Origin of the sequence: Streptomyces sp. NPDC057280 (genome assembly GCF_042668605.1) — a bacterium.
Classification (GTDB): Bacteria; Actinomycetota; Actinomycetes; order Streptomycetales; family Streptomycetaceae; genus Streptomyces.
Window position 1 is genome coordinate 1391441 of the sequence record NZ_JBHUYR010000002.1, and the last position, 21033, is coordinate 1412473.

Below are 21033 nucleotides of genomic sequence, written 5' to 3' on the forward strand. Positions count from 1 at the left end.
TTGTCATGGGCGAGGCCTACATCGTCGAAGCGGTGCGGACGCCTGTCGGGCGGCGCGGAGGAGGGCTGAGCGCGGTCCACCCGGCCGACCTGGGAGCGCATGTGCTCGGCGCGCTGGTGCAACGGGCCGGGGTCGATCCGGCCGCCGTCGAGGACGTCGTCTTCGGCTGTCTGGACGCGGTCGGGCCGCAGGCCGGGGACATCGCGCGGACCGCGTGGCTGGCGGCCGGGCTGCCCGAGGAGGTGCCGGGCGTGACCGTGGACCGGCAGTGCGGCTCCTCCCAGCAGGCCGTGCACTTCGCGGCGCAGGGCGTGCTCTCCGGGACGCAGGACCTCGTCGTCGCCGGTGGTGTGCAGAACATGTCGATGATCCCGATCGCCTTCGCGACCCGGCAGGCCGCCGAGCCGCTCGGGCTGACCCAGGGGCCGTTCGCGGGCAGCGAGGGCTGGCAGGCGCGGTACGCGGGCAAGCCGGTGAACCAGTTCGTCGGCGCCGAGATGATCGCCGCGAAGTGGGGGATCAGCCGGCAGGACCAGGAGGAGTTCGCGCTGCGCTCCCATCAGCGGGCGGTCCGGGCGATCGACGCGGGGCGCTTCGCGCGGGAGACCGTGGCGTACGGGGACGTCGACACCGACGAGGGGCCGCGCCGGGACACCTCGCTGGAGAAGATGGCCGGGCTGAAGCCGGTCGTCGACGGCGGCACCATCACGGCCGCCTGCTCCTCCCAGGTCTCCGACGGCGCGGCGGCGATGCTGCTGGCCTCCGAACGGGCGGTGCGGGAACACGGGTTGCGGCCCCGCGCCCGTGTGCACCACCTGTCCGTCCGCGGCGAGGACCCCATCCGCATGCTCACCGCGCCCATCCCGGCCACCGCCCACGCCCTGAAGAAGACCGGCCTGTCCATCGACGCCATCGACCTCGTCGAGATCAACGAGGCCTTCGCACCGGTGGTGTTGGCGTGGCTGAAGGAGACGGGCGCCGACCCGGAGAGGGTCAACGTCAACGGCGGCGCGATCGCGCTGGGGCATCCGCTGGGGGCGACGGGGGTGAAGCTGATGACCACCCTCTTGCATGAACTGGAGCGCACGGGTGGGCGGTTCGGGCTTCAGACCATGTGCGAGGGCGGTGGGCAGGCCAACGTGACGATCATCGAGCGGCTCTGAGGTTCTCCAGCACCTCCTCGGCCTCCTTCATGATCCGCTCCACCAGTTCCGTGCACGACGGCAGGTCGTCGATCACCCCGGCGACCTGCCCCGAGGCCATCACCCCGAGGTCCGTCCGGCCGTCCACCATCGCCGACCTGAGCAGCATCGGCGTGTTGGCGGCGAGCAGCACCTGGCTCCAGGTGAGCTCCCTGCCGTGCTTCAGGGCGAGGCCGTCGTGCAGCATCTCGCGCCAGGACAGGCCGGACAGGCGGCGGAAGCCGGCCGCGTGGCGGACCGCACGCAACAGCGTCCTCGCGCGGCCGGAACCCTCCACAGAGGCCACCAGCTCCGTGCGGAGCATGCGGTGCGGCAGGCCGTCCACCGCGCGGGTCACCGTCACGTCCCTGACGCCGGCCGCGAGATAGCGCCGCTTCACCGCGTCCGGCACCGTCGAGTCCGACGTCAGCAGGAACCGCGTCCCCATCGCCACGCCCGCCGCCCCGTACGCCAGCGCCGCGACCAGCCCGCGTCCGTCGAAGAAGCCGCCCGCCGCGACGACCGGGATGCCGACCGCGTCGACGACCTGGGGGAGCAGTACGGTCGTCGCCACGTCGCCGGTGTGCCCGCCGCCCTCGCCGCCCTGCACGATCACCGCGTCCGCTCCCCATGCCGCGACCTTCTCGGCATGGCGGCGGGCCCCGACGGACGGGATGACCACGACGTCCGCCGCCTTGAGCCTGGCGATCAGTTCGGGGGAGGGGGCCAGCGCGAACGACGCCACCCGGACGCCCTCGGCCAGCATGATCGACACGCGCTCCCCGGCGTCCGCCGCGTCCGCCCGCAGATTCACGCCGAAAGGTGCGTCCGTGCGGGACCTGACCTCCCGTATCGCGTCCCGCAGCTGGTCGAGGGTCATCGTCGCGGAGGCCAGGATGCCCAGCGCGCCCGCGTTCGCCGTGGCCGACACCAGACGGGGGCCCGCGACCCAGCCCATGCCGGTCTGCACGACCGGGTGCCGGACCCCGACGAGCCGGGTCAGTGCCGTGTCCATCAGACGGCGACCTCCCTGGCGCGGGCGCCGGCCGGGTCGAGCACCCCGCGGATCAACTTCAGTTCCTGAGCGGTCGGTTCGCGGGTGTACGGCACCTCGGAGGGGATGTCGAGCGGGAAGCCCGTCGCCTCCGCCACCTGCTCGACACTCACCCCGGGATGCAGCGAGGCCAGCCGCATCGAGTGGTCCGGCGTCGCGAAGTCGAAGACGCCGAGATCGGAGACGACCCGGGGGATGCGGTGGAAGCGGGCGCCTACGACGGGATCGTACCCGGCATGGTCGTACCCCACCCCGCACACCATGTCGACCTTCTCCACGAACACCCGCCGGGAGTGCTTGGGCACCCAGTAACTCGTCGGGTTGTTGAGGGTGTTGACCGGTGCTCCCCGCACCCCCAGCAGCTGCCGTTTCGGGCGCTCCCAGTCGCCGATGCAGGAGATGTTCTGGTTGCCGTACCGGTCGATCTGGCTCGCCCCCATCATCACGTGCCGCCGCCCGCCGGTGACCAGGGCCAGATGCTGCCGGTACGGCAACCAGCCCTCGACGGTGCCCTCGGCGTCCACGAGCATCGCCTCGCCGTCGGTCAGCAGCAGGTCCGGTGCGAAGGTGAGGCGGGCCAGCCGGGCACCGACGGAGGGGATCAGGCCCATGGGGCTCGCGAGGATCTCGCCCGCGTCGCGCCAGGCCTCGGCGCAGGCGATCACGCAGTACTCGGCGCGGGTCGCGGTCATGGCGTCCTCCCGTCGAGGTAGGTTGCGGCGAACTCCGGCCAGGGGGTGGTCGCGTACGCGCGCTGGGCGTCCTCGTCGCGGCCGTAGTCGGGTGCGCAGGACGTGAAGTGCGCGCCGCCCGGCGCCTCGACGACCCCTGTCACCACGTGCCGTTTCAGCAGCAGCGACTGGGGCGGCCCCCCCTTCGCGAACTCGTCCGTCCCGACGAGCCGTTCGCAGGAGACGTACGCCGTGTCGGCCGCCTCGCAGAAGAGGTCGTCGAAGTACGGGTCCGGGCCCAGGTACTGCCCGTTGCCCCGCCGGTCGGCGCGGTTGACGTGGACCAGGGCCGCGTCGAGCCGCAGGGCGGGCACGGCGACGAACGTCTCGCCGTCGTCGTACGGCGAAGTCACCGTCCGCAGACCGGGGTTGACCCGCATGACGTCCGAGCCGAGGCCGGCCCGCACCGGCAGGAACGGCAGCCGGTGGGCGGCCGCGTGCAGTCCCCACATGAACATCGCCTCGTCGATCTCCGTCAGTTCGAAGGCGCCGGATTCGCGGGCGGCCCGGTAGTGCGGTTCGAGGGGGATGGAGTCGAGGGTGACGAAGGGGGCGACGAGCCTGCGCAGGCGTCCGGCGGCGGCGAGCATGCCGACGTCCGGGCCGCCGTACGAGACGACGGTGAGGTCGGTGATCCCGGTGCGGAGCAGTGCCCTCACCAGCTCCATCGGCTTGCGGCGGGAACCCCAGCCGCCGATGCCCAGGGTCATCCCGCTCTCCAGCCGGGAGACGGCCTCGTCGGCGGTCATGGTCTTGTCGGTCACCTAGGAATCACCCTTCCCGAACCTGCTCCGCACCCGGTCCGCGACCCCGCTCACGCTCGCCTCGAACGTGAACCCCTGCTCGAAGCGGTAGCTGCGGCGGACGTCGACCGGGTCGATGCCGTTGATGGCGGCCTTGGCGAGACGCAGCAGCTCCCCGTCCTTCGCGGCGATCTCCCGCGCCAACTCAAGGGATGTGTCCAGCAGTTCGTCACGCGGCACGACCGCCCACACCGACCCGTGCGTGTGCAGCTCCGCCGCCGTGACGGTGCCCGAGGTGAAGTACAGGGCGCGCATGAGGTGCTGCGGGACCAGCCGCGCCAGATGGGTGGCGGCGCCCAGGGCGCCCCGGTCCAGCTCGGGCAGCCCGAAGGTGGCGTCCTCGCTCGCCACGATCACGTCCGCGTTCCCGACCAGCCCGATCCCGCCGCCCAGACAGAAACCCTGCACGGCCGCGATCACCGGGACCTCGCACTCGTACACCGCAGAAAAGGCCTCGAAGCACCCGCGGTTGACCGCGACCAGCGCGTCCGCGCCCCGCGCCTGGAGCTCCTTGATGTCGACGCCCGCGTTGAACCCCCGCCCCTCGGCGGCCAGCACCACACAGCGCGTGCCCGGATCACGGCCGGCGGCGCGCACGGCGTCGGCCAGCGCGTACCAGCCGTCCACCGGAAGGGCGTTCACCGGCGGGAAGTCGACCGTGACGACGGAGATCCCGTCTCCTCGAATCCCTTTTTCCCCGGATGAGGTGGAGACACCCATGGAAGCATCAGCTACCTTTCCACCAAACGTTTGTTAGGTGGAGGGTAGCGGCGAATGGAGCTGAAGGGGAGGGTCGCCGTCGTCACGGGAGGAACCCGGGGCGTGGGCGCCGGGGTGGCACGCTCCTTCGCGGAGGCGGGCGCCGAGGTCGTGGTCTGCGCCCGCCGTCCGCCCGAAGTCCCGTTGAAGGGCGTGGAGTTCATGCCCCTCGACGTCCGCGACCACGACGCCGTGCTCGCCTTCTTTGCCGCGCTGCCCCGGGTCGACGTGCTCGTCAACAACGCGGGAGGCGGCCCCTACCGGCTGCTAGCCGACGCGGACGCGGCCCGGCACGCGCGCGTGATCGAGCTCAACCTCCTTGCCCCCCTGGCGGTTTCCCTCGCCGCGTACGACCATCTCAAGCGCGCCAGGGGCTCCGTCGTCATGGTCGGCAGCGTCAGCGGCAGCCGCCCCTCGCCCGGATCGGCGGCGTACGGGGCGGCGAAGGCCGGGCTGGAGAACCTCGCCCGCTCGATGGCGGTGGAGTGGGCGCCGGACGTCCGGGTCAACACCCTGGTCGTCGGCATGGTCCGCACCGAACTCGCCCACCTGCACTACGGCGACGCGCAGGCGGTCGACGCGGTGTCCCGCACGGTTCCGCTCGGGCGCCTGGCCGAGCCGTCCGACGTCGGCGCCGCGGCCGTGTTCCTCGCCTCCGACGCCGCCGCGTACATCAGCGGGGCCTCGCTCCAGGTGCACGGGGGCGGGGAGCGGCCGCTGTTCCTGGACGCCGCGACTGCCCACAGGGAGGCGTGAGATGAGCGGAATCTGCGACGACTGCCCACAGGGAGGTGTGAGATGAGCCGAATCTGCGAAGGCCGGGTCGTCGTCGTCACCGGCGCGGGGCGGGGACTCGGCCGCGCCCACGCGATGGCGTTCGCGGCCCAGGGGGCGCGGGTCGTGGTCAACGACCTCGGTGTGGGGCTGGACGGCAGGCCCGGCGCCGACAGCCCGGCGGCACAGGTCGTGGCGGAGATCCGCGCGGCGGGCGGCGAGGCGGTGGCGCACGGCGGCGACATCGCGACGTCCGAAGGCGCGCAGAGCCTGATCGCGACCGCCGTGGAGACGTACGGACGCCTCGACACCCTCGTCAACAACGCCGGATTCCTGCGCGACCGGATGCTGGTGAACCTCGACGAGGACGACTGGGACGCGGTGCTGCGGGTCCACCTGAAAGGCCACTTCCTCCCGCTGAAGCACGCGGCGGCGCACTGGAGGAGCGAGGCGAAGGCGGGTCGTACACCGGCGGCCCGGATCGTCAACACCAGCAGCGGAGCGGGACTGTTGGGCTCGCTCGGGCAAGGCGGCTACAGCGCCGCGAAGGCCGGGATCGTCGGGCTGACGCTGGTCGCCGCCGCCGAACTCGCCCGCTACGGCGTCCAGGTGAACGCGATCGCGCCCGCGGCCCGGACCCGGATGACGGAACGGACCTTCGCCGAGACGATGGCGGCGCCCGCGGCCGGGTTCGACGCGATGGCCCCCGAGAACGTCTCGCCGCTCGTGGTCTGGCTGGGCTCGGCGGCGAGCGAGGGCGTCACCGGGCGGGTCTTCGAGACGGAGGGCGGCCGGGTCACGGTCATGGAGGGCTGGCGCCCCGGCCCGACCGCCGACAAGGGCGCGCGCTGGGACGCGGACGAGGTCGGGGACACCGTACGAAAGCTGCTGGCGCGCGCGGAGCCCCCGGGGGCGGTCTACGGGGCGTAGGAACCCGGAGTGACCTCTATGTGTCGCACTCCCACACCGTCCGGCACACCCCGCACCGCGCCCGCATCCGCCCCCGCACCGGCACCCGGATCTTCTGATGGCAGGTCGGGCAGGGGAACGACACCCGCAGCTGCCCGCCCCCGTCCGGACTGAACGCGTACGGCACCCCGGCCGGCGCGGCCGCCGCGTGCTTCCGCTCGCGCGCGTACCGTCGCCGCCCCGCCCACCCCGCCGCGGTCAGCGGCGGCTGCTGCTCGTCCTCGCGCGCCCTCGCCATCCCCTTCACATAGGCGGTATAGGCCTGCGGACTGGTGAACCACACCGACGGGTCCTCCCCGAACACCAGCGACCGCTTGGCGAGGACGTACCCGAACTCCTCCGGCGTCAGATACCCGAGCTTCTGCGAGGACGCGGCGTCCTCCCGGTACGCGTCCAGCAGCAGCCACCCGGCACCCAGATAGGTCGCCGCCGTGTCCGTGAGGATCTCGTTGTCCCGGGTTCCCGGGAAGGACAGCCCGAGGCGGTGCAGATACACATGCATCACCTCGTGCGCGAGCGCCGCCCCGATGTCCCGCCGATGCGTCCGGAACCGGTCGTTGAGTTCCACGAAGTACTCCGGACCGGCGGCCAGTTCGACGTTCGCCGCATGCGTCATGTCACGGAAGCCGACGATCATCCGCGCGTCCGGGAGCCGGTAGTGCCGCACCATCTCGCGCGCCACCCGCTGCGCCCCCAGATGGAGATCGTCGGTGTCGCAGAACGCCACGTCCGCCGGGGCCACGCTGGCCGCGAACGTCTGGACGGTGTCGTACGACAGCCGTTTCCACAGCGCGGTGATCGCGGCCCGCACCGTCTCCAGATGCGGATACCCGTGCTCGACCGGTCCGTCGTTCGCCACGCCCATACCCCCAAGACGCCGGGAACCCGCTTCCACTCTACGAGGTCATCGCCTGCGGACGTATGGCGCCGAACCGGCCCGCTCCAGCTCGAGGACCCACACGTCGTTCACCCCTTCCCGCAGTACCGGGCCGGGCACGTACAGCGACCGCTGGGGGCCCACGGACCAGTACCGGCCGAGGCTGAAGCCGTTGATCCACACGAAGCCGCGGGTCCAGCCCGGCAGCGCCAGCAGCGCGTCCCCGGCACCGCGCACGTCGAGGGTGCCCCGGTAGAGGCCGGGTGCGCCGTCCCCGGGAAGCGCCCGCAGCCGTACGTCCTCGACGTCGTCCAGCGCGTCCAGGCGCAGCCCACGCGCGCGTACCCCGTGCAGAAACTGCCGCTCGTGCAGCAGCCCGCCGGTGATCCCCTTGGACTCCCCGGTGCGCGGCCCGTAGTTGACCCGCCCCAGCGACTCCACCCACAGCTCCACACGCGCGTGCCCGGCGACCGGCTCCTTCAGCCGCTCGTCCTCCTCCGTCAGCACCCCGGCCCACTCCCCGTCGACGTACACCACCGCCAGGTCGCGCAGCCCGCGCGCGCGGAACGGGTACGGCTGCCGCGGCCCCGGTACGGTCACCTCGTAGCGCACCAGCCCCCGCTCCACGTCCAGTTCCTCGAAGGTCGGCGGGACGGGGGAGGCGACGACGGGCCCGCCCCGCGCCTCCAGCACGTCCGCCAAAGGCGCCCACCCCGAGAGCCCCACCTCCGCGGCCACCGCCAACTGCGGCGGCAGCGGCGGAAGTTCGGACAGCGGTCCGTCCGCGTACGGGGCCAGCACCTCGCGGAAGCGCCAGAACTTCTCCGTCGGGTGCCCGAACTCGTCGATCGGGGCGTCGTAGTCGTACGACGTCACATCCGGCTCCAGCACCCCGTCGTGCAGATCGCCGCCGCCCCGGTTCGCCCCCGCCCAGCCCGCGAAACTCGTCCCCCCGTGCGCCATGTACAGGTTCACGGACGCACCGCACTCCAGGATCTCCCGCAGCGCCGCCGCCGCGTCCGCCGGATCCCGTACGACATGATCGGCGCCCCAGTGGTCGAACCAGCCGCACCAGAACTCCATGCACATCAACGGCCCTTCCGCGCGATGCCGGCGCAGGGTCGCGAAGGCCTCACGGGCCTGGGAGCCGAAGTTGACCGTGGCCAGGACGCCGGGCAGCGAGCCGCCGGTCAGCATGTGGTCCTCGGGGCCGTCCGAGGTGAACAGCGGAACCGTGACACCGGCCTCGCGGATCGTCCGGGCCAGCCACCGCAGGTACTCCGCGTCCGAGCCGTAACTGCCGTACTCGTTCTCCACCTGCACCATGAGCACCGGACCGCCCCGGTCGACCTGCCGGGACACGACCTCGGGCAGCAACCGGCCGAACCACTGCTCCACCTGCCGCAGATACACCGCGTCGCTGGTCCGCGCCCGCCCCGCCAGCCAGTGCGGCAGACCGCCGTTCTCCCACTCGGCGCAGATGTAGGGGCCGGGCCGCACGATCGCCCACAGGCCCGCCTCCCGCGCCGCGTCCAGGAACCGGCCCAGGGCCGCCACACCCTCGTACACCCCCGGCCGCGGCGCGTGCAGATTCCACGGCACGTACGTCTCCACACAGTTCAGGCCCATCGCCCGCAGCATCGCCAGCCGGTGCCCCCACTGCGCCTCGTGCACCCGGAAGTAGTGCAGCGCACCGGACAGCAGCCGCACCGGCCGCCCGTCCAGCAGGAAGTCTTCGTCCCCCACCGTGAACTCGCCCATGCGCCCCACCCTCAGTTGAGGGCCGGGATCCTGTCCAGGGGGAGATCGGTATTGGTTTGGACCAGTGTCCAGTGCTTTCGCAACCGGGCGGCGACACGGATCCCGTCCGTGGTCCGGCCCCGGAAGGGCGGAGTCCCTGGCGGCCCGGTCCTGTGGCCGTAGCCACAAGCGGCGGGCCGGTGGGAGGGCCCCGCACACTGGCACTACAACTGGCGTACCAGGTCGCGTCGCTCACGCTACCCCGGCGTGCCGGTCGAGACCGGCGCCGCCGTCGCCCGCCGCGTCGGCCGAGCGACCGGGTGCCCGACCCCGGGGATCCGCCGATCATCCCCGGCACCCGGGCACCGTAGGGTGGACGCTCATGACCACCAGCAATCCCGGTACCGGTGACGTCGACCCCGCCGTGCGCGAGGAGCTCGCCCGGCTGCGCGACAGCATCGACAACATCGACGCGGCCGTCGTCCACATGCTCGCCGAACGCTTCAAAGCCACCCAGCAGGTCGGCCTCCTCAAGGCAAAGCACCAGTTGCCGCCCGCCGACCCGGCCCGCGAGGCCCGCCAGATCGAACGGCTGCGCAGCCTCGCCGAGAACGCCAAACTGGACCCGGCCTTCGCTGAGAAGTTCCTGAATTTCATCATCGCCGAGGTGATCCGCCACCACGAGCGCATCGCCGAGGACGCCACCAACGGCGCCACGCCCACAGCGAACTGACCTCCGTCGACGCCTCCAGGGCGTGACAGAACACCTCCCGCAGGGGCATGCTGCGCTGTGCACTCCTTGTCAGCTGCCGGGCACACACGGTCAGCGCCTCGGACATAAGCTGGTTGTCCCATGCGGGAGGGACGTCGGGCCATGCCGTCGGATGCCAAGATCCTCATCGTCGACGACCACGAGGACACGCTGTACGCGCTGGAGAGCGCCCTCGCCCCGCTCGGCTACCGGCTCGCCAGGGCCACCAGCGGCGACGAGGCCCTCAAGCAGGTCCTGCGCGGCCAGGTCGGCCTGCTCCTCCTCGACGTCCGCATGCCCGGCGTCAGCGGCCTCGACGTCGTCCGCTACATGCGCCGCGTCGAACAGACCCAGCACATCCCCGTCGTCCTGCTCACCGGCTTCGGCCCCGACCAGGAACTCACCGCCACCGCCTTCGGCCTCGGCGTCGCCGACCTCATCATGAAACCCATCGACCCCTGGGCCCTGCGCACCAAGGTCCGCTACCTCTACGACACCCACCGCCGCCGGCTCGCCCTCGAAGAAGAGGTCCGCGCCCTGCGCGCCCTCGTCAAGGACGGCCCCGAAGCCCCCGGCAGCCCCCCACGCCCCGCCCTGCCCCACCCGGACCCCCGCGTCCCCGTCCAACGCGCACAAGGGGCGCACACCGGCAGTCTCGAACAGGACCGGACATAGGCCGCGTACCGGTCCGCCCCTGTGCCGCGCCCCCGCCATCAGGCAGCATGGCCTGCATGTCCGTACTGACGCGCGACGAAGCGCAGACCCGTGCCACCCTCCTCGACGTCCACCGGTACACGATCGACCTCGATCTCACCACCGGCGACGAGACCTTCGACTCGAAGACCGTCATCCGCTTCACCGCGCGCACGGACGCGGACACCTTCATCGAGGTCAAGCCCGCCGAGCTGCGCTCCGTCACCCTCGACGGACAGCCCCTCGACCCCGAGACCCTCGACGGCAACCGCCTCCCCCTGAAGAACCTCACCGCCGGCGCACACGAACTGAGCGTCGAGGCGAGCATGCGCTACTCCCGCACCGGCGAGGGCATGCACCGCTTCACCGACCCCACCGACGGCGAGACCTACCTCTACTCCAACCTGTGCATGGACGACGCCCAGCGCGTCTTCCCCGTCTTCGACCAGCCCGACCTCAAGGCCGTCTTCGAGATCACCGCGACCGTCCCCGACCACTGGACGTTCCTCGCCAACGGCGTCACCACCGCCCTCGGCGACGGCCGCTGGCAGGCCGCCCCCACCCCCCTCATCTCCACCTACCTCGTCGCCGTCGCCGCCGGCCCCTGGCACTCCGTCCGCACCGAACACCGCGGCCTGCCCTTCGGCATCCACTGCCGCCGCTCACTCGCCCCCCACCTCGACGCGGACGCCGACGAACTCCTCACCATCACTAAGCAGTGCTACGACCGCTACCACGAGAAGTTCGAGGAGCCCTACCCCTTCGACTCCTACGACCAGGCGTTCGTCCCCGAGTTCAACGCCGGCGCCATGGAGAACCCCGGACTCGTCACCTTCCGCGACGAGTTCGTCTACCGCTCCGCCGTCACCGATACCGAACGCCAGACCCGCGCCATGGTCATCGCCCACGAGATGGCCCACATGTGGTTCGGCGACCTCGTCACCCTGCGCTGGTGGGACGACATCTGGCTCAACGAGTCCTTCGCCGAGTACATGGGCTACCAGACCCTCACCGAAGCCACCCGCTTCGCCGACACCTGGACCGACTTCGGCGTCGTCCGCAAGGCCTGGGGCTACGACGCCGACCAGCGCCCCTCCACCCACCCCGTCGCCCCCGACCCCGAGCTCGTGCCCGACACCGCCTCCGCGATGCTCAACTTCGACGGCATCTCCTACGCCAAGGGCGCCTCCGCACTGCGCCAGCTGGTGACCTGGCTCGGCGAGAAGGACTTCCTCGCCGGCATCAACACCCACTTCGCCCGCCACAAGTTCGCCAACGCCACCCTCGCCGACTTCATCGACTCCCTCGCCAGCGTCACCGACCGCGACGTCCACGCCTGGGCCGACACCTGGCTGCGCACCACCGGCGTCGACACCCTCAAGCCCGTCGTCACCCCCGGCGCCGAAGGCACCTACGCCCTCCAGGTCGAACACGACGGCAGCCGCCCCCACCGCATCGCCGTCGGCCTCTACGACCTGGACGTCGCCGACGAAGGCCGCCACCTCGTCCTGCGCGAACGCCTCGACCTCGACGTCCCCCAGACCGACGGCCCCCTGCCCATCGGCAAGCGACCCGCCCTGCTGCTCCTCAACGACGGCGACCTCACCTACGCCAAGGTCCGCTTCGACGCCGAGTCCTTCAAGGCGGTCACCGAGAGCCTGTCCGGACTGCCCTCGCCGCTCACCCGCGCGGTCGTCTGGAACGCCCTGCGCGACGCCGTCCGCGACGGCGAACTCCCGCCCACCGCCTACCTCGAGGCGGCCCGCGCCCACCTCCCGTACGAGACCGACCTCGCCCTCGTCCAGGGCGTCCTCGCCTTCGCCTCCGTCCAGGTCGCCGACCGCTACGCCACCCCCGAGGAACGCCCCGCCGCCCTCGCCACGCTCAGCAGCCTGTGCCGCGACCTCATCCGCCGCACCGAGGACGGCGACAACCCCGGGCTGCGCCTCATCGCCGTACGCCACTTCATCGACGTCGCCGCCCACCCCGACACCATCGCCGCCTGGCTCGCCGACGGCACCGTCCCCGGCGGTCCCGAACTCGACCCCGAACTGCGCTGGCGCGTCCTCGCCCGGCTCGCCGTCCTCGGCGCCACCGACGAGGCCGCCATCGCCGCCGAACTCGCCCGCGACCCCTCCGCCACCGGCCAGGAAGGCGCCGCCCGCTGCCGCGCCGCCCTGCCCGACGCCGACACCAAGGCCAAGGCGTGGGAGGCGATGTTCACCCACGACGACCTCTCCAACTACCTGTTCATCGCCACCGCCCAGGGCTTCTGGCAGCCCGAACAGGCCGACCTCGTCCGCGAGTACGTCCCCCGCTTCTTCGAGGACGCCGTCACCCTCGCCGCCCGCCGCGGCCCCGCCATCGCCGACGCCACCGGCCGCTGGGCCTTCCCGGCCCACGCCGTCGACGCGGAGACGCTCCGCTCGGGAGAGCGGTGCCTGAGCGATGCCGACCCGATTCCGGCACTGCGCCGCAGGCTCGCCGACCATCTGGACGACCTGGGGCGGGCGTTGCGCGTGCGACAGGCGTAGCACACGGACGTACCCCCTTTCGGGTTTCGATCGTTGGTCTTCCCGGGCGCGATGCCGCATCCGCGTACAAGCTGGAACTCCCTCTAGCCCAGCGCGCCCGGGAGGACCCACGATGCCCACCCCACCGCTCGCGTCCGGCCCCGACGCCCTGCACCCGTTGCTCACAGAGGTCCTGGAGGCCCTGGGGGAGGGGGCGCGGGCGCGTGGGGGGCCGTTGCCGGGAGGCGGGCCGGAGGCGGTGGCGACACGGCTACGGGCGGCCGTGGGGGACGTACTCCCGGACGAGGGCGACCCGGAGGCGCTACGGCACGTGGTGCGGGTGCTGGCGGAGGGCTCCGCCGACCCGGCGGACCCGCTCTGTGTGGCGCACCTGCACTGCCCGCCGCTGGCGGTCGCGGCGGCAGCGGATTTGGCGGCGAGTGCCCTCAACCCCTCCCTGGACTCCTGGGACCAGGCGCCGGCAGCTTCCGAACTGGAAGCGCTGATCACGGGTGCAATTGCGAGCGAGGTCTACGGTGACGCCCTCAGGGGCGCGGGGCTGTATCGATTTGCGGCTCCGCCGCGGGGCGCGACAAACCCCCACCGGCCCGACGCTCTGATCACAACCGGTGGCACGGAATCAAACCAACTCGCCCTCCTCCTGGCCCGAGAGACCCAAGGCCCCGAAGTCCAACTCGTCTGCGGGGAGAACGCACACCACTCACTCCCCAGAGCCGCATGGCTACTCGGCATGCCCGCCCCGATCATCGTCCCCACCCCCAACGGCACCCTCGACCCCGCCGCCCTCGACAAGGCCCTGCAAGGCCCGTCGGTCGTCGCCGCCACCGCAGGCACCACCGACGCCGGCCTCATCGACCCCCTCCCCGAGATCGCCGCCGTCTGCGAAGCCCACGGCGCCCGCCTCCACATCGACGCGGCATACGGCGGAGGCCTCCTCTTCAGCGCAGCGCACAGAGCCAAGCTCACCGGCATAAGCGTCGCAGACACCGTCACCCTCGACCTGCACAAACTCGGCTGGCAACCCGTCGCCGCAGGCCTCCTCGCGGTCAAGGCCCCGCAGGACCTCGCCGCCCTCCACCAACGCGCCGACTACCTCAACGCCGACGACGACACCGAGGCCGGCCTCCCCGACCTCCTCGGCCGCTCCCTGCGCACCAGCCGCCGCCCCGACGTGCTGAAAATCGCCGTCACCCTGAAAACCCTCGGACGGACCGGACTCGGCGCCCTCGTCGACCAAGTCTGCGACCGCGGACGCGAGTTCGCGGACCTGCTTGACGCGCATCCCCGCTTCGAGCTCTACGACCGGCCCACCATCAGCACGGTCCTGTTCCGCCCCGTGCACGCGACCGACGACGACATCGCCGCCACCCGCCGGCACCTCCTCACCACCGGCCGCGCCGTCCTCGGCCGGGCCCGCATGGAGGGCCGGCTCTGGCTCAAGGCCACCCTCCTCAACCCCCACACCCGGCCCGACGACCTGGCCGCCCTCCTGAAACTCGTGGAAGGAACCACCCCGCGATGAGCCCCACCCCCGCCCCCACCCCGCCCCACGAGCCCGACGCACCCCGCGACCTGGTCGGCATCGGTATCGGCCCCTTCAACCTCTCCCTCGCCGCCCTCGCCCACCCCCTCGCCGAACTCGACACCGCCTTCTACGAACAACGCCCCGCCTTCGACTGGCACCCGGGCCTCCTCATCGACGGCGCGAGAATCCAAGTCCCGTTCCTCGCCGACCTGGTGACCCTCGCCGACCCCGCCAGCCCCTGGACCTTCCTCAACTACCTCAAGGCCCGCGAGCGGCTCTTCCCCTTCTACTTCGCCGAGCGCTTCCACATCCAGCGCGCCGAGTACGACGCCTACTGCCGCTGGGTCGCCGAGAACCTCCCCGGCCTCCACTTCGGCCACCAGGTCGACGCCGTCCGCTGGAACCCCGAACGCGACATCTTCGAGGTCGACTTCACCCAGCTCGACGCGGAGGGAGAGGCCGAGGCCCTCGGACGGACCTACACCAAGAACATCGTCCTCGGCGTCGGCACCGAGCCCTACATCCCGGAACCGCTGAAGCCCCTCGTCGCAGCCGCCGGCGTGCCCGTCATCCACGCCGCCGACTACCTCGCCCACCGCAAGACGCTCGCCGCCGCCGAACACGTCACCGTCATCGGCCTCGGACAGTCCGGCGCCGAGATCTTCCTCGACCTGCTCCGCCAGCGCCCCGCCGGCCGCGAAGGCCTCCACTGGCTCGGCCGCACCGAGGCCTTCGCCCCCATGGAGTACTCCAAGCTCGGCCTGGAGCACTTCACCCCCGACTACACCCGCTACTTCCACGCCCTCGCCGAAGGCACCCGCGACCGCCTCGTCACCACCCAGTGGCAACTCCACAAGGGCATCGACAACGACACCATCGCCGCCATCCACGACGAGCTCTACCAGCGCACCCTGCACGGCGGCTGGCCCGACACCACCCTCACCCCCGGCGTCCGCGTCCGCACCGCCGGCCGCGTCGCCACCACCAAGGTCGAACTCCACCTCGAACACACCGAGCAGAACACCCGCTCCCGCCTCACCACCGACGCCGTCGTCCTCGCCACCGGCTACCGCGAACGCCCCCTCGACCGCATCCTCGCCGGCCTCGACCCCTACCTGCGCCGCGACAGCCGCGACCGCCCCCGCGTCGACGAACAGTTCAGGCTCGTCATGGACCCCTCCGTCACCGGCTCCCTCTACGTCCAGAACGGCGAACGCCACACCCACGGCGTCGGCACCCCCGACCTCGGCCTCGCCGCCTGGCGCAGCGCCGCCATCCTCAACACCGTGACCGGCAAGGAGCCCTACCCGCTGCCCGCCCGAACGGCCTTCACCACCTTCGGACTCGAGCAGCCCGCCCGGGTACCGCAGGCCCGCCAGGCCCCGGCCGCGCTCACCCCGCTGACCGACGCCCGATAGAAAAGCCGTCGCGGACCCGTACCGCCTCAAGGCCGGGTCCGCGACGAGTCCAACACTCCAGGGCCGGCTAGAACACCGGCGTACCGTTCCGCGTCAGCTTCCAGTCCACCGACGCGAAGTCAGCCGGGTTCAGCACACCCTTCGCCGTCACCCACTCCGCGATCCGGGTCCGGATCTCCGTCGACTCCGACCACAGCTCCTTCGCCGACGCCACATGCGGGAACGCGCCGCCGCCGTTCGCACGGTAGTTGTTCACCGCGAACACGAACTGCTGCGCGTCGTCCAGCGCCGCACCGTTGTACGTCAGGTTCCTGATCCGTGAACCCGCCGCCTGCGCGATGTCGATGTCGTACGACAGCCCCGACACATAGTCGTAGTTGTAGTCCGGCCGGTTGTTCGCGTTCGTCAGCTTCTCGACGTCCACCACCGCGTCCGGCGCCGTCTGCACGAAGTACTGCGCCGAGTACTCCAGGTACGCCCTGATCTGCGCCCCGGTCATCAGCTTCGCGACCAGCGTGTTGTCGTACACGTACAGGCTCGACAGATCGCGGATGGTGACGTCACCGGCCGGGATCTCCGAGGTCCGCGAGAACGGCGACGCCTGCGCGATCACCGGCAGCGAGGCGTACTCCGTGGACGCCAGCGCCGCCTTGACGACGTCCTCCTGCACCTTCGTGATCAGGTCGATGATCGGCGCGTCCTTGTACCGCGCCTCGACCGTCGTCAACGTCTCGGTCGCCGTACCGACCACCTGGTTGACGTACTTCACCACGATGTCGTGGTCGTCCTTCAGCAGCTTCGTGATCTTCGGGTCGTCCGCGACCGAGTTCGAGTTGAGGACCGACGACGCGACCGACTCGACCGTCCACTTCCCCTTCTCGAAGACCAGCTCGATGTCGAACAGCGACAGCCGCTCCGCATACGCCAGCGGCTCGGACAGCACGACGGTCTTGCCGGTCGCCGTGTTGGTGACCTTCAGCTCCGGGATCTCCACATGCGCGTGCCCGACGAGAATCGCGTCGATCCCGGGCACCTGCTGGGCCACGAGCGCGGCCGAGTTCTCGACGTACGGCAGCTGGTCACCGTAGGACGACGTACCCGAGGACCCCGAGTGCGCCGACACGACGACCACGTCCGCACCCATCGACCGCAGCTTCGGCACCCACTTCGCCGCCTGCTCCTCCAGACCCGGGAACGTCAGCCTGCCCTCGACGTAGGCCTTGTCCCAGATCGCGATACCCGGGTTGGTGAGCCCCAGGACCGCCACCTTCACCGGCGGCGCACCCGGCACATGGAACTTCTTGATGAAGTAGGGCGGGAACGCCGGCTTCAGCGTCTTCGCGTCCAGCGCGTTCGCACCCAGCAGCGGAAAGTCGCACTGCTCCTCGAACTTCCGCAGCGTCTCGATGCCGTAGTTGAACTCGTGGTTGCCGAGCGCGACGGCGTCGTACCCGATGGCGTTCATCGCGGCGGCCATCGGGTGCACGGGACCGCCCGGGGCCGTGATCGGGTCCACCTTCGCGTAGTAGTACGTCAGCGGCGTGCCCTGGATCGTGTCGCCCGCGTCGAGCAGCAGCGTGTTGCAGCGCCCCTTCTCCGCACGCACCTGGTTCACCAGCGTCGAGATACGCGACAGACCCTGCGCGTTGCCCTTCGCGTCCGAGTACTCCGCGTCCTTGAAGTAGTCCCAGTTGAAGACATGCCCGTGCAGGTCCGTCGTGCCCATCACCGTCAGGGAGTACCGCTTCACCGGCTTCTTCCCCTTCCCGTCCGCCGCCGCCTGCGCCGCAGGAGCCCCCACGGCACTCGCCAGCGCGACCCCGGCGCCGGTCACGGCGGACTTCTCCAGGAACTTCCTGCGGTTCAACGGCATGTCTCGATCTCCTCGGGGAACGGTCAACAACGCGCGTAGATTCTGACCCGAGCATGCCGAACGGCAATAGACCCCAGAGGTTTCGATCTGGTGACCTAACCCGTCACTTCACCCGCCGCCAACCAGGCAAGAAGTGACAGAGTGGGTCGTATGACCACACCTTCCCCGGACACCGCACCGGCCGTGCCCTACGGCACCCCCGACGCCCCCCGCATCGCCGTCCGCGGCGAAGCACGCCTCGAAGTCGACCCCGAGATCGCCCGCATCGGCGTCACCGTCGCCGCCCGCGGCAAAGACCGCCGCACCGCCCTCGACGACCTCACCCGCCGCAACACCACCGTCCTCGACCTCATCAAGACCTACGGCGACGCCGTCGAGAAACTGGAGACAGGCTCCTTCTCCATCACCCCCGAACTGAAGGAGAAAGGCCGCGGCGAACGCATCCACGCCTACCACGGCCGCGTCCGCATCACCGCCGAACTGACGGACTTCACGGCACTGGGTGAACTCACCACCCGCGTCGCCGACTTGGACCTCACCCATGTGGACGGTCCTTGGTGGGCCCTGCGCCCCGACTCGCCGGCCTACCGCGAGGCACGCCAACAGGCGGTGAAGGAAGCGGTCCAGCGGGCCCGGGAATACGCGGACGCCCTGGGCACGACACTCGCGGCCCTGGTGGAACTCGCCGACATCGGCGCCGAGAACACCCAGCCCCTCGCCCCCGCCGCCCCCGGCGGCCGCATGCGCTCCATGGCCTACGCCGCCGCCGAAGACACCGCCGCGGCCCCCCTCGACCTCGAACCCCAACGCCAACGCGTCTACGCACAGGTCAACGCCCGCTTCACCATGCACCCGCCGCGACTGTGAGCCGCCGGCCGGCTTCAATCCTTGTCAACACCCCTTCACCGAAAGGTCGTTGGGCAGTCATGCCGGGCCAATTCTCTACCCGCCGGTAAGCCCTAAGGTCGAACCATGCGCCGAGCCAAAATCGTCTGCACCCTGGGCCCCGCCACCGACTCGTACGACCAGATCAAAGCCCTGGTCGAAGCCGGAATGGACGTAGCCCGCTTCAACCTCAGCCACGGCAGCTACGCCGAACACGAGGAGCGCTACCAGCGCGTCCGCAAGGCCTCCGACGAGACCGGCCACAGCGTCGGCCTCCTCGCCGACCTTCAGGGCCCGAAGATCCGCCTCGGCCGCTTCGCGGAAGGCCCCGTACTCCTTGAACGCGGCGACTCCTTCACCATCACCGTGGAGGAGGACGCGGAGGGCAACCAGGGGCAGTGCGGGACGACGTACGCCGGCCTGGCGGGCGACGTGACGCCCGGGGAGCGCATCCTCGTCGACGACGGCAAGGTGTGCCTGGAGGTCACGGGCGTCGACGGCCCGCGTGTCCACACCACGGTCATCGAAGGCGGCATGGTCTCCGACCACAAGGGATTGAACCTCCCGGGTGTGGCCGTGTCCGTTCCTGCCTTGTCGGAGAAGGACGAAGCGGACCTGCGCTGGGCGCTGCGCACGGGCTTCGACGTCATCGCCCTCTCCTTCGTGCGCTCCGGGCGGGACATCGAGGACGTCCACCGGATCATGGACGAGGAGGGGCGCCGACTGCCCGTCATCGCCAAGGTGGAGAAGCCGCAGGCGGTGGACGCGATCGACGACATCGTGGCGGCGTTCGACGGGATCATGGTGGCGCGCGGTGACCTGGGCGTGGAGATGCCCCTGGAACAGGTCCCGATCGTCCAGAAGCGAGCGATCAAGCTGGCGAAGCGGAACGCGAAGCCGGTGATCGTGGCGACGCAGATGCTGGACTCGATGATCGAGAACTCCCGCCCGACGAGGGCGGAGGCATCGGACGTGGCCAACGCGGTCATCGACGGCACGGACGCGGTGATGCTGTCGGGCGAGACGAGTGTGGGCAAGTACGCGGTGGAGACGGTCCGGACGATGGCCCGGATCGTGGAGGCGGCGGAGGAGGACATCCTCGCGAAGGGCCTGCCCCCACTGACGGAACGCAACAAGCCCCGTACGCAGGGCGGTGCGGTGGCCAGGGCGGCGGCGGAGATGGGCGACTTCCTGGGCGCGAGGTTCCTGGTGGCCTTCACCCAGTCCGGCGACACGGCGAGGCGACTGTCCCGATACCGCTCACCGATCCCACTGCTGGCCTTCACGCCGGAGCCGGCTACTCGGTCGCAGTTGAGTGTGTCGTGGGGTGTGGAGACGTTCCTGGGGCCGCGGGTGGACTCGACGGACGCGATGGTGGATCAGGTGGATGAGCTGCTGCTGAAGTACGGGCGGTGCGAGAAGGGGGACGTGGTGGTTATTACGGCCGGTTCGCCGCCCGGGGTCGCGGGGTCGACGAACCTGGTCCGGGTGCATCACGTGGGGGAGGATGACAGTCCCAAGTAGGCGCTTGTTGCTAGTACTTGGGGCCCACGTGGGTGTCCATCAAGGCTACTGAGGCTTTGCGGGCGATGGAGATGTTGAACGCATTGCCGTTGCGCGCGGATTGTGTCCACTCGATCCCGAGCCTGTCGAGGGTGTCCGTGTAGAGCCCTCGGATATCGGCTGACACATTGGTGAAGAAGTATCTGGGGTACTCGTAGCGCTTGCGCTCGCCAGCGATCATGCGAGTTGTCCAGTTGGTGATGCGGCAGCCGTCGGAGTGGATGAGGCCCCGGATGAATTCCCAGGGGTGGGCGTCCACGATGGCCTGTTGCCAAGGCTCAAGGATGATCGGCCGATCGTGCTTCTTGCCGGGGCCGTGTTGCGGGAAAAGACAGGGCCAGTGCTTGCTGGTGCTTGACACCACGAAGCAGCCACGCCTTGTCGAGCACGATGCGCATGTAATACACGCCTCGGCGGTGTGGACTGATGCATCCGTCGCCGAGGTACAGCCCCAGCAGGTATGCGTACGCAGCTTGATCCTCTGGCAGGTGCGGTGCTTCGTCGCAGCGAGGGCAGGGTTGGTGTTGGCCCAGCCGGGGTCGGGGCTCGATGCGGCGTTGCCAACTGCGGAGTGTCGCTCGGGAGATGCCTGTTTCCCTGCTGACCGAGCTCAGACTGCGCCCCTCAGCGACTAGAGCCATTGCCCGCTTGCGTGTGCCCATGTCGTACATGCGATCAGCGTGTGCGAGCGATCGCGACAACACGCAGCAAAAAGCGGATGTTCACGAGAGCGGGAACATCCGCTTCTTGGTGGCTACCTTCGAATCGAAGGAAAAGTGCCCCGGGTCGGACTCGAACCGACACTGTACGGGTTTTGAATCCGTTGCCTGCTGCCAATTGGGCTACCGGGGCCCGCAGAATCAAAGGTTTCCCCTGACCCTCTGCGCGTCCACCTTACCGTAG

General features: G+C 70.6%; 17 protein-coding genes, 1 tRNA gene and 1 pseudogene. 10 read left to right on the forward strand and 9 right to left on the reverse strand.

The annotated features are described in order from the left end of the window. Window positions 1-5: 5 nt before the first annotated feature. Window positions 6-1163 carry an acetyl-CoA C-acetyltransferase gene (locus ACFUO4_RS16830; protein ID WP_383484995.1) on the forward strand — a complete coding sequence of 386 codons (1158 nt, stop codon included), beginning with the start codon at window positions 6-8 and terminating at the stop codon, window positions 1161-1163. On the opposite strand, the gene ACFUO4_RS16835 is transcribed toward ACFUO4_RS16830, so the two are convergent. The 4 genes from ACFUO4_RS16835 to ACFUO4_RS16850 are packed head-to-tail and all read right to left on the reverse strand — an operon-like array spanning window position 1147 to window position 4489. Next, entirely contained in the window at window positions 1147-2196 is a 1050-nt protein-coding gene (locus ACFUO4_RS16835; protein WP_383484998.1) for an NAD(P)H-dependent flavin oxidoreductase, read from the reverse strand. The two genes, ACFUO4_RS16830 and ACFUO4_RS16835, sit on opposite strands and share 17 nt — an antisense overlap. Further along, a complete protein-coding gene (locus ACFUO4_RS16840) occupies window positions 2196-2927 on the reverse strand; it encodes a CoA-transferase subunit beta (protein ID WP_383485001.1) in 732 nt (243 codons plus the stop codon). The genes ACFUO4_RS16835 and ACFUO4_RS16840 overlap by 1 nt, the downstream gene beginning before the upstream one ends. After that, window positions 2924-3730, reverse strand: coding sequence for a CoA transferase subunit A (locus tag ACFUO4_RS16845; RefSeq protein WP_383485004.1), 807 nt, complete (start codon window positions 3728-3730; stop codon window positions 2924-2926). The genes ACFUO4_RS16840 and ACFUO4_RS16845 overlap by 4 nt, the downstream gene beginning before the upstream one ends. Then, window positions 3731-4489: an enoyl-CoA hydratase family protein gene (locus ACFUO4_RS16850; protein WP_383485007.1), complete on the reverse strand. Its 759-nt coding sequence runs from the start codon at window positions 4487-4489 to the stop codon at window positions 3731-3733. A 54-nt stretch (window positions 4490-4543) separates the two neighbouring features. On the opposite strand from ACFUO4_RS16850, the gene ACFUO4_RS16855 reads away from it, so the two are divergent. After that, on the forward strand, window positions 4544-5284 hold the full coding sequence (locus ACFUO4_RS16855) for an SDR family oxidoreductase (protein ID WP_383485010.1): 741 nt from the start codon (window positions 4544-4546) through the stop codon (window positions 5282-5284). A 42-nt stretch (window positions 5285-5326) separates the two neighbouring features. Further along, window positions 5327-6232, forward strand: coding sequence for an SDR family oxidoreductase (locus ACFUO4_RS16860; RefSeq protein WP_383485013.1), 906 nt, complete (start codon window positions 5327-5329; stop codon window positions 6230-6232). Between the two features lie 16 nt (window positions 6233-6248). Here the strand turns inward: ACFUO4_RS16860 and ACFUO4_RS16865 are convergent, their stop codons facing one another. Continuing rightward, window positions 6249-7130 (reverse strand): hypothetical protein, encoded by an 882-nt coding sequence (locus tag ACFUO4_RS16865; protein ID WP_383485015.1) that lies wholly within the window; start codon window positions 7128-7130, stop codon window positions 6249-6251. A gap of 45 nt (window positions 7131-7175) precedes the next feature. After that, window positions 7176-8909 (reverse strand): beta-galactosidase family protein, encoded by a 1734-nt coding sequence (locus tag ACFUO4_RS16870; RefSeq protein ID WP_383485018.1) that lies wholly within the window; start codon window positions 8907-8909, stop codon window positions 7176-7178. Between the two features lie 361 nt (window positions 8910-9270). On the opposite strand from ACFUO4_RS16870, the gene ACFUO4_RS16875 reads away from it, so the two are divergent. From ACFUO4_RS16875 to ACFUO4_RS16895, 5 genes are all read left to right on the forward strand, one after another. Beyond that, on the forward strand, window positions 9271-9621 hold the full coding sequence (locus ACFUO4_RS16875) for a chorismate mutase (RefSeq protein WP_079309659.1): 351 nt from the start codon (window positions 9271-9273) through the stop codon (window positions 9619-9621). Window positions 9622-9762: 141 nt separating this feature from the next. Further along, the gene (locus ACFUO4_RS16880; protein ID WP_383485021.1) at window positions 9763-10314 is read left to right on the forward strand and encodes a two-component system response regulator; all 552 of its coding nucleotides are present in this window, start codon (window positions 9763-9765) and stop codon (window positions 10312-10314) included. Between the two features lie 56 nt (window positions 10315-10370). Then, complete coding sequence (gene pepN, locus ACFUO4_RS16885; RefSeq protein WP_383485024.1) at window positions 10371-12866, forward strand: aminopeptidase N; 2496 nt, start codon at window positions 10371-10373, stop codon at window positions 12864-12866. Window positions 12867-12978: 112 nt separating this feature from the next. Further along, window positions 12979-14388, forward strand: coding sequence for a pyridoxal phosphate-dependent decarboxylase family protein (locus ACFUO4_RS16890; protein WP_383485027.1), 1410 nt, complete (start codon window positions 12979-12981; stop codon window positions 14386-14388). Further along, window positions 14385-15809 carry a lysine N(6)-hydroxylase/L-ornithine N(5)-oxygenase family protein gene (locus tag ACFUO4_RS16895; RefSeq protein ID WP_383485030.1) on the forward strand — a complete coding sequence of 475 codons (1425 nt, stop codon included), beginning with the start codon at window positions 14385-14387 and terminating at the stop codon, window positions 15807-15809. Before ACFUO4_RS16890 ends, ACFUO4_RS16895 begins: the two co-directional genes overlap by 4 nt. 67 nt (window positions 15810-15876) lie before the next feature. Here ACFUO4_RS16895 and ACFUO4_RS16900 read toward each other — a convergent pair whose 3' ends face one another. After that, on the reverse strand, window positions 15877-17682 hold the full coding sequence (locus ACFUO4_RS16900; protein ID WP_383485033.1) for a bifunctional metallophosphatase/5'-nucleotidase: 1806 nt from the start codon (window positions 17680-17682) through the stop codon (window positions 15877-15879). Window positions 17683-17832: 150 nt separating this feature from the next. Here ACFUO4_RS16900 and ACFUO4_RS16905 point away from each other — a divergent pair, with 150 nt between their 5' ends. Together ACFUO4_RS16905 and pyk are read left to right on the forward strand one after the other, a co-directional pair. Then, window positions 17833-18549: an SIMPL domain-containing protein gene (locus ACFUO4_RS16905; protein WP_383485036.1), complete on the forward strand. Its 717-nt coding sequence runs from the start codon at window positions 17833-17835 to the stop codon at window positions 18547-18549. A 105-nt stretch (window positions 18550-18654) separates the two neighbouring features. Further along, entirely contained in the window at window positions 18655-20091 is a 1437-nt protein-coding gene (gene pyk / locus ACFUO4_RS16910; RefSeq protein ID WP_079310944.1) for a pyruvate kinase, read from the forward strand. A 10-nt stretch (window positions 20092-20101) separates the two neighbouring features. On the opposite strand, the pseudogene ACFUO4_RS16915 reads toward pyk, so the two are convergent. Beyond that, window positions 20102-20801: pseudogene (locus ACFUO4_RS16915) on the reverse strand (helix-turn-helix domain-containing protein). Between the two features lie 106 nt (window positions 20802-20907). Further along, window positions 20908-20982: transfer RNA gene (locus ACFUO4_RS16920), tRNA-Leu, on the reverse strand. Window positions 20983-21033: the final 51 nt, after the last annotated feature.

Bases quoted from the DNA above. Each gene is read 5' to 3' on its own strand.
- pepN (WP_383485024.1), top strand. From the start codon at position 10,371: ATGTCCGTACTGACGCGCGACGAAGCGCAGACCCGTGCCACCCTCCTC.
- ACFUO4_RS16900 (WP_383485033.1), bottom strand. From the start codon at position 17,682: ATGCCGTTGAACCGCAGGAAGTTCCTGGAGAAGTCCGCCGTGACCGGC.
- ACFUO4_RS16875 (WP_079309659.1), top strand. From the start codon at position 9,271: ATGACCACCAGCAATCCCGGTACCGGTGACGTCGACCCCGCCGTGCGC.
- ACFUO4_RS16850 (WP_383485007.1), bottom strand. From the start codon at position 4,489: ATGGGTGTCTCCACCTCATCCGGGGAAAAAGGGATTCGAGGAGACGGG.
- ACFUO4_RS16840 (WP_383485001.1), bottom strand. From the start codon at position 2,927: ATGACCGCGACCCGCGCCGAGTACTGCGTGATCGCCTGCGCCGAGGCC.
- ACFUO4_RS16830 (WP_383484995.1), top strand. From the start codon at position 6: ATGGGCGAGGCCTACATCGTCGAAGCGGTGCGGACGCCTGTCGGGCGG.
- ACFUO4_RS16855 (WP_383485010.1), top strand. From the start codon at position 4,544: ATGGAGCTGAAGGGGAGGGTCGCCGTCGTCACGGGAGGAACCCGGGGC.
- ACFUO4_RS16835 (WP_383484998.1), bottom strand. From the start codon at position 2,196: ATGGACACGGCACTGACCCGGCTCGTCGGGGTCCGGCACCCGGTCGTG.
- ACFUO4_RS16895 (WP_383485030.1), top strand. From the start codon at position 14,385: ATGAGCCCCACCCCCGCCCCCACCCCGCCCCACGAGCCCGACGCACCC.
- ACFUO4_RS16870 (WP_383485018.1), bottom strand. From the start codon at position 8,909: ATGGGCGAGTTCACGGTGGGGGACGAAGACTTCCTGCTGGACGGGCGG.
- ACFUO4_RS16860 (WP_383485013.1), top strand. From the start codon at position 5,327: ATGAGCCGAATCTGCGAAGGCCGGGTCGTCGTCGTCACCGGCGCGGGG.
- pyk (WP_079310944.1), top strand. From the start codon at position 18,655: ATGCGCCGAGCCAAAATCGTCTGCACCCTGGGCCCCGCCACCGACTCG.
- ACFUO4_RS16890 (WP_383485027.1), top strand. From the start codon at position 12,979: ATGCCCACCCCACCGCTCGCGTCCGGCCCCGACGCCCTGCACCCGTTG.
- ACFUO4_RS16905 (WP_383485036.1), top strand. From the start codon at position 17,833: ATGACCACACCTTCCCCGGACACCGCACCGGCCGTGCCCTACGGCACC.
- ACFUO4_RS16880 (WP_383485021.1), top strand. From the start codon at position 9,763: ATGCCGTCGGATGCCAAGATCCTCATCGTCGACGACCACGAGGACACG.